The organism is Sphingomonas sp. LH128 (assembly GCF_000293195.2).
In the GTDB taxonomy this organism is placed as follows: domain Bacteria; phylum Pseudomonadota; class Alphaproteobacteria; order Sphingomonadales; family Sphingomonadaceae; genus Novosphingobium; species Novosphingobium resinovorum_A.
The window spans coordinates 1-6,900 of the sequence record NZ_ALVC01000094.1; the positions used below are offsets into that span (position 1 = coordinate 1).

At 62.9% G+C, this 6,900-nt stretch carries 10 protein-coding genes and 1 tRNA gene; 7 read left to right on the forward strand and 4 right to left on the reverse strand.

The window, feature by feature from the left end; translation table 11 throughout:
* Positions 1 to 500: 500 nt before the first annotated feature.
* The 3 genes from trmD (at position 501) to LH128_RS08325 (ending at position 2,216) form a co-directional block, all read left to right on the forward strand.
* Complete coding sequence (trmD, locus tag LH128_RS08315; protein WP_008829167.1) at positions 501 to 1,247, forward strand: tRNA (guanosine(37)-N1)-methyltransferase TrmD; 747 nt, start codon at positions 501 to 503, stop codon at positions 1,245 to 1,247.
* On the forward strand, positions 1,244 to 1,609 hold the full coding sequence (gene rplS / locus LH128_RS08320; protein ID WP_008829168.1) for a 50S ribosomal protein L19: 366 nt from the start codon (positions 1,244 to 1,246) through the stop codon (positions 1,607 to 1,609). Before trmD ends, rplS begins: the two co-directional genes overlap by 4 nt.
* Positions 1,610 to 1,943: 334 nt before the next feature.
* Entirely contained in the window at positions 1,944 to 2,216 is a 273-nt protein-coding gene (locus tag LH128_RS08325) for an HU family DNA-binding protein (protein ID WP_008829169.1), read from the forward strand.
* A gap of 225 nt (positions 2,217 to 2,441) precedes the next feature.
* On the opposite strand, the gene LH128_RS08330 is transcribed toward LH128_RS08325, so the two are convergent.
* On the reverse strand, positions 2,442 to 3,281 hold the full coding sequence (locus tag LH128_RS08330) for a TrmH family RNA methyltransferase (RefSeq protein ID WP_008829170.1): 840 nt from the start codon (positions 3,279 to 3,281) through the stop codon (positions 2,442 to 2,444).
* A gap of 188 nt (positions 3,282 to 3,469) precedes the next feature.
* On the opposite strand from LH128_RS08330, the gene LH128_RS08335 reads away from it, so the two are divergent.
* The 3 genes from LH128_RS08335 to LH128_RS08345 all read left to right on the forward strand — a co-directional run bounded on the left by LH128_RS08335 (position 3,470) and on the right by LH128_RS08345 (position 5,372).
* Positions 3,470 to 3,555: transfer RNA gene (locus tag LH128_RS08335), tRNA-Tyr, on the forward strand.
* A gap of 213 nt (positions 3,556 to 3,768) precedes the next feature.
* Entirely contained in the window at positions 3,769 to 4,518 is a 750-nt protein-coding gene (locus LH128_RS08340; protein WP_008829171.1) for a phosphatidylserine decarboxylase, read from the forward strand.
* Between the two features lie 77 nt (positions 4,519 to 4,595).
* Entirely contained in the window at positions 4,596 to 5,372 is a 777-nt protein-coding gene (locus LH128_RS08345; protein WP_081798894.1) for a CDP-alcohol phosphatidyltransferase family protein, read from the forward strand.
* On the opposite strand, the gene LH128_RS33260 is transcribed toward LH128_RS08345, so the two are convergent.
* The 3 genes from LH128_RS33260 to LH128_RS08355 all read right to left on the reverse strand — a co-directional run bounded on the left by LH128_RS33260 (position 5,296) and on the right by LH128_RS08355 (position 6,390).
* Entirely contained in the window at positions 5,296 to 5,559 is a 264-nt protein-coding gene (locus LH128_RS33260; protein ID WP_155986139.1) for a hypothetical protein, read from the reverse strand. The two genes, LH128_RS08345 and LH128_RS33260, sit on opposite strands and share 77 nt — an antisense overlap.
* 169 nt (positions 5,560 to 5,728) lie before the next feature.
* A complete protein-coding gene (locus LH128_RS08350) occupies positions 5,729 to 5,998 on the reverse strand; it encodes a hypothetical protein (RefSeq protein WP_008829174.1) in 270 nt (89 codons plus the stop codon).
* A gap of 89 nt (positions 5,999 to 6,087) precedes the next feature.
* The gene (locus LH128_RS08355; protein ID WP_172704997.1) at positions 6,088 to 6,390 is read right to left on the reverse strand and encodes a hypothetical protein; all 303 of its coding nucleotides are present in this window, start codon (positions 6,388 to 6,390) and stop codon (positions 6,088 to 6,090) included.
* Between the two features lie 18 nt (positions 6,391 to 6,408).
* Between LH128_RS08355 and rpsB the strand changes: the two genes are divergently transcribed.
* Positions 6,409 to 6,900, forward strand: a 492-nt coding sequence (rpsB, locus tag LH128_RS08360) for a 30S ribosomal protein S2 (protein WP_008829176.1), incomplete at its 3' end; no start/stop codon positions are given.

Sequence of the window (6,900 nt, forward strand, 5' to 3'; positions counted from 1 at the left end):
CCGCCGCAGTAATGTACAGTCGGATGATCCATGCTTGGACAAGTCCAGCACCAAGGGCAATGCCAAATAAGATCAGTGCTACCAGAAGCCTTCGGTCTCGCCTCAACCCATACCTCCCCGGACGCGCCATTGGTTCAGATTAAGTCCAACACCGTCCGCTTGCCACCCAAACCAGACCTATCGATCCACGGTGGGCGGTGAGCTTTTCTTCGTGCCGGAATTCGCGCTCTGTCCTACACGTAGCGAGATCGGTAGCATGTCCCGCATGACCACACCGCCGTGCTTTTCCGACCTGTCACCTTGCGGTTCCGCCAAAGGTCACAGTGCTAACCATGAAAAAATAATAATATCAATTACTAATACCGAAAATCTCCGCTGGTTCACACACGCATCCGTGTCAACCGGACAAGACCGATGAGCAGGCCTCAGCCCTTCGTCGGCGCGGCCGGCTCCGTCGTCAGCACCTTGATCGCCGCGCGGTGTCAGGCCAATGGCGTGCGATGACTTTCTCCACCACCGTGCTCACCCTCTACCCCGAGATGTTCCCCGGCCCGCTCGGCGTGTCGCTGGCGGGCAGGGCGCTGTCGGAGGGCACGTGGTCGATTGATCCCGTCCACATCCGCGACTTTGCCACCGACAGGCACCGCACCGTCGATGACACGCCCGCGGGCGGCGGCGCCGGGATGGTGCTCAAGGTCAATATCCTCGCCGCCGCCATCGACCATGCCCGCAGCGTCAACCCGGGCGCGCCGGTGATCGCCATGACGCCGCGTGGAAAGCCGATCTCGCAGAAGCGCATTCGCGAACTGGCGGACGGCCCAGGCGTCATCCTGCTGTGCGGCCGTTTCGAGGGCTTCGACGAGCGGATATTCGAAGGCCGCGAGGTCGAGGAAGTCTCGGTCGGCGACATCGTCCTGTCTGGCGGAGAATGCGCCGCTTTGATGGTACTCGATGCTTGCATTCGGCTGCTTCCCGGCGTAATGGGCGCCCCTTCCAGCGGGGCCGAGGAATCGTTCGAGGACGGTCTTCTCGAGTACCCGCATTATACCCGGCCCACCGAGTGGGAAGGGTGCACGATCCCTGAAGTGCTGCGATCGGGGGATCATGCGAAGATCGCCGCCTGGCGGAAACGACAGGCGGAGGACGACACACGGTCACGCAGGCCGGACCTCTGGGAGCGTCACAGGGACGCTCGGGTTCAGCCTGCCTCTGGCGCGCGGCGAAAAAACGAGGATTTGGGTTCATGAACCTGATTCAGCAGATCGAAGCCGAGGAAATCGCCAAGGCTGCGAAGGATATCCCTGAATTCCGTCCGGGCGACACCGTCCGCGTCGGCGTGAAGGTCGTCGAAGGCACCCGCACCCGCGTCCAGGCATACGAGGGCGTGTGCATCGCGCGCTCGAACCGTGGCATGGGTTCGAACTTCACCGTGCGCAAGATGAGCTTCGGCGAAGGCGTGGAGCGCGTTTTCCCGCTTTACTCGCCGAACATCGATTCGATCACGGTCGTGCGTCGCGGTGTCGTGCGGCGCGCCAAGCTGTACTACCTGCGTGGTCGTACCGGCAAGCGCGCTCGTATCGCCGAGCGTCGCATCACCGACAACGCGTAAGCGAAAGTCAGCGACCCGGTCTTACCGCTGGGTTGCACGAAGAGGCGGTTCGGATTCGGGCCGCCTTTTTTCGTGTCTCTGATCCATTGATGTTCATGTTCGGCGGATCGGCTGGCGCAAGTCCTGCAAGCGAGTCGCAGCGCCGGGTTTTGCCCGATGCTGCGCCGCACAACGCTTTGTCTCTGAGAAAACGGCGGAAAAACGCGATTAACTGCGAGTTTTGGCTCTATTTGGGCCTTGCCACCCGCAGGAAAAGCGGCTCAATTCCGTCCCTCTCGAGGCGAGTAGAATTTCTCAACCATCCGCTCCACTGAAAGGTAAGGGGGTTCCCATAATGAACAAGAACGATCTCATCAGCGCAGTCGCCGATTCCAGCGGACTGACCCGCAGCGACGCCACCAAGGCTGTCGAGTCCGTGTTCGACGCGGTCACCGGCGCGCTGAAGAAGGGCGACGAAGTGCGTCTCGTCGGCTTTGGCACTTTCTCGGTCGCCAAGCGCAAGGCATCGACCGGCCGTAACCCCCGCACCGGCGAGCCCATGGAAATCAAGGCTTCGGCCCAGCCGAAGTTCAAGGCCGGCAAGGGCCTGAAGGACGCCGTCAACTAAGACGGACGGCAGCCTGCAACGCCTCGCAGGTTGACCAGAATAAGCGCCGCGCCGGTCCGTCAGGGCCGGCGCGGCGTTTGTCGTTTGGGCTTGGGTGCAAGCCTCTATAGGAATACCCAAAGTGTACTTAACTGCACCTAGCGGTGAGCTAAGGCGCCCGGACACTCGGTTACAGTGCGTACGGCCCCTTCATACGATGGGGCCGTACGCAACTGGTCGGGTTCCCTATTCCGTCTCGCGGGTCGCCGCTGCGTAAAGCGCGATGGCGGCGGCGTTGCTGACGTTCAGGCTCTCCATGGCCTCGCTGATCGGCAGCTTCGCGATCGCGTCGCAGTGCTGGGTGATGTTGTGGCGCATTCCGTCCCCCTCGGCACCGAGCACGAGTGCGACCGGGCCGGTGGGGAGGGCTTCACCAAGAGTGGATTCGGCTGCGCCGTCGAGGCCGATACGCCAGTAACCGGCTTCGGCGATTTCTTCGAGCGCGCGAGCGAGATTCACCACGCGGATCCAGGGCAGGACTTCGAGCGCGCCCGATGCGGACTTTGCCAGCGTGCCCGATTCGGGCGGTGCGTGGCGGTCCTGCGTGACGATGCAGCAGGCGTCGAAGGCAGCGGCCGAGCGCATGATCGCGCCGACGTTGTGCGGATCGGTCACCTGGTCGAGCACCACGACCGGGCGGGTGGGGTCGCCGTCGAGCACATCGGCAAGGAACATGTCGTCGAGGGGCGCGCATTCCAGGACGAGACCCTGATGCGGCGCGTCCTTGGCGACGAGGCGGGCGAGGTCGGCGGCTTGCGCCCATTCCACCGGGAAGTCGCTGGGCAGTTCGCCGTCGAGCGATTCGACGCCTTCGCGAGTCGCCCAAAGCTTGCGATGGCTGCGGTCCGGATTCTTGAGCGCGGCCTCGACGGCGTGCCGGCCCCATAGGCGCACCATGCCCGTGGAGGCACGACCGCTGCCGCGGCCGTTCTTCATCCGGCCTGCGCGGCCGCGCAGCGCCTTGCCCCGGCGGGCTTCGCCTTCGTCTCCGCCCTGGGGGCCGACGTGTCCGCCACGCTTGGTCATCTGTAGTCCTTTCGAAAAATCTAAGCGTAAATGCAAAAATCTTGCCCCCTCTGACAGGGAGGGCATTGACAGGCAAGGCTCGCTTCGGCAAAGGCGCGGCTCCTCGGCAACGGGGCACCTTCGGGGGCCTCGACCAACGCCGGATTTCCCAGGTTTTCCTTGGATTTCCAGCCGCCAGCAACTGGTGTGGACAGGTGGCCGAGTGGTTAAAGGCAGCAGACTGTAAATCTGCCCGTGCAAGCGTACGCTGGTTCGAATCCAGCCCTGTCCACCACCAGCTGACCCGGCGAATGAGCGCCGGTCCCGTTCAGGGTTTCCACATAGAAAAATAGATGTCTCTCGGTGCGAGGCTTCGTTCCCGTCTGGCTGCGGTCTACGAAAGATCGTGCTTCGCGGCGAGCGGGTTCTCCCGCGCTTTCCCGTGGACAGGGAACAACGGGCGCGTGGTGGCATTGCGGTACACGTGCACACTGGCTAGACGAGAACGATGCCCGGAAACATTCTAGATAATCAAGGTCGCGGCGAAGCGTCGTGGCAATGGCCCGCCATTCACAAGGAAGGTCGCAAGTTCGGCGCCATCGCTGGCGTCGTCGCTGCGATTGTCTGGATACTGTGGGGGCCGTGGTTCGGCTGGCCGCTGGCGGTCCTGACGGTCTGCGTGCTGGCGTTCTTCCGTGATCCGATCCGCGTCACGCCGCAGGACGAGCGCGCCATCGTCGCGCCTGCCGACGGCCTTGTCACGCTGATCGGCAAAGTCTCGCCGCCGCGCGAACTGACCATGGATGATGGAAGCGGCAATGCGCCGATGCCGACCGATCTGGTCACCCGCATCTCGATCTTCATGTCGGTGTTCGACGTTCACATCAATCGCTCGCCGATCAGCGGAACGATCAAGCGGGTGATCTACATTCCCGGCAAGTTCGTGAATGCCGATCTCGACAAGGCGAGCGAAGAGAACGAGCGCCAGCACATCCTCGTCGAACGCGGCGATGGCCTGCGCATCTGCTTCACGCAGATTGCCGGACTGGTTGCGCGTCGCATTGTGCCGTTCGTGAAGCCGGGCGACATCATCGCTTCCGGCCAGCGCATCGGCCTGATCCGATTCGGCAGCCGCGTGGACGTCTACCTGCCGGTTGGCGTCGAGCCGAAAGTCCTCATGGGTCAGAAGATCGTTGCGGGTGAAACTGTGCTTGCGGAACTCGGCAGCGCGCCGCTGATCGAGGGCATTGCCCAGTGATCGACGATCGGCCGGGCAGCGATCTGGACGAAGCTCCCGGCGACGCACCGCGCCGGCGTCTGGCTCCCGGCCTTTCGATGCGTGCAGTGGTGCCCAATGCTATCACCGCGGCGGCGCTCTGCTCCGGTCTGACCGGCATTCGTTTCGCCATTGCCGGAGATTACGAAAAGGCTGTGCAGGCAGTCATTCTCGCCGGTCTGCTCGACGGCATCGACGGGCGCGCCGCGCGATTGCTCAAGGCGCAGACGCGCTTCGGGGCCGAACTCGACAGCCTTGCCGATTCGATTTCCTTCGGCGTCGCACCGGCGCTGATCGTCTATTTGTGGACGCTGCATCAGCTTCCCAGCATGGGCTGGATCGCCTCGCTGGCCTTTGCGATCTGCTGTGTCCTGCGGCTCGCGCGCTTCAATGCGCGGCTCGACATGCTCGACCAGCCGCACAAGGATGCCGGGTTCCTGACCGGCGTTCCTGCCCCGCTCGGCGCCGGACTCACGTTCCTGCCGCTCTATCTGTGGGTAGCGAGCGGTCGCATGCCCGAGTTCGCCAACCCGATTATCGTGAGCGGGTGGATGGTGCTGGTGGCCTTCCTGATGATTTCGAGCATTCCGACGCTCGCCTGGTCGCGGATGCGTCCGCCGCCGCATCTGCGGCTTGGCGTCCTTGCACTGGTCGGCCTGACGATGGCAGCCCTGCTGATCGAGCCCTGGTTCACGCTTGCGGTCGTGACCATCGTATATCTGCTGTTGATCCCGGTCGGCCTTGTCACTTACGCCAAGGTCAGGCGGCAAGGTCCATCGATGCCGTACCCGGCCACTCCAGTCGCGCCGCAGTACGACGGATCGGCCGCTTCCTGAGCGCGCCGAGCGCGGGCAGTTGCACGCGCTCGATCACCTTCCACGTCACAACCATCGTCCCGGGGCACGCAGCGAGCTGTTCCCGGAAGGTCAGGGCCTGCGGAGCATAACGGCTGATCGTCACCAGGATCGAGAATGCCGAAGCCATCGCGGCGAAGGCAAAGAGACAGGCGGCGAATGCAGTCATGACCGTTCCTTTCGAATCTTCGCCCGCTCCCCTCGCCTGAAGTCGGTAGAGGGCTGTGGACAGCTTGTGGAAAAAGAGAATCTGTTCTAACAATGTTCCGATGACCGTTAGTTCTCTTTTTGTTCTATCCGAGTCAAGCGCTTTTTGAAATTCGCGTCGCGATGCCCTTTCACACTGCGTGATTGCGATGCGGATAGTGATGCAGGCGATGGGTGACGGGCTTGGGGTGCTGCTGGCGCCGTGGCCTACGGGGTAACCGGGCCTTTCCGTCCGTCCGGGTCTGCAGCGTCTTTGCATGGATCGGCGGCGGTGCCGCGCTGTCGCAAAGCGCTGCGTGCATCGCGCGCACGGCGGGTAGGGCGGTGGTCAGGCTTTTCCAGATCGTGAGCGCGGCCGCTGCGGCAGCGAGCGCAAACAGGATGGATGCAATGATAGTCATGTGCGAGCGACCTTCTTATTCCGGTTTCGCCCCACCCCGTCCTCTTGACGCCTCCTTTGGCGCGAAACCTGTGCAATTTGAGATGTTTGCTACGTTAGCCAACTTATCACCAGCTTTGCCTTGAGAAAACCGTCAGGCGCGGCGAGTTCCTGTTCAAGTCCTTGAATCGTGTGCGAATCGGCCATTTTGACGGTGAACTGACAAACGTTTGCGGCGAATTGGGGCTGGATTTTGATGGCGAAGGCGTCTAAGCGCGCCGCGTTCGTTAAGAGATTGCCCGGATCGTCCGGTGCGACTCGAAGCGGGCAATCCACATGGAAGGCGCACATACCGGTGCTGTTGCGGCCAGAGTCGAAAGACTTCCGCGCGGTTCCTGCCTTCCAGAGGTTCAACCGGAAAGGAATTCTACTATGGCGGCACCTGTCGTCACCATGTCGCAGCTCATCGAAGCCGGCGCGCACTTCGGTCACCAGACCCACCGCTGGAACCCGCGCATGAAGCCGTACATCTTCGGCGCGCGCAATGGCATCCACATCATCGACCTCTCGCAGACCGTGCCGCTCTTCGCGCGCGCTCTCGAATTCGTCCAGTCGACCGTCCAGGCCGGCGGCAAGGTCCTCTTCGTCGGCACCAAGCGCCAGGCGCAGGAGCCGATCGCTCAGGCAGCACGTGCTTGCGGCCAGCACTACGTCAACCACCGCTGGCTGGGCGGGATGCTCACCAACTGGAAGACCATCTCGGGTTCGATCAAGCGCTTCAAGGCTCTTGAAGAGCAGCTGGCGGGCGACACCGCCGGTCTGACCAAGAAGGAAGTCCTTCAGCTGACCCGCGAGCGTGACAAGCTCGAGCTGTCGCTCGGCGGTATCCGCGACATGGGCGGCATCCCGGACGTGATGTTCGTG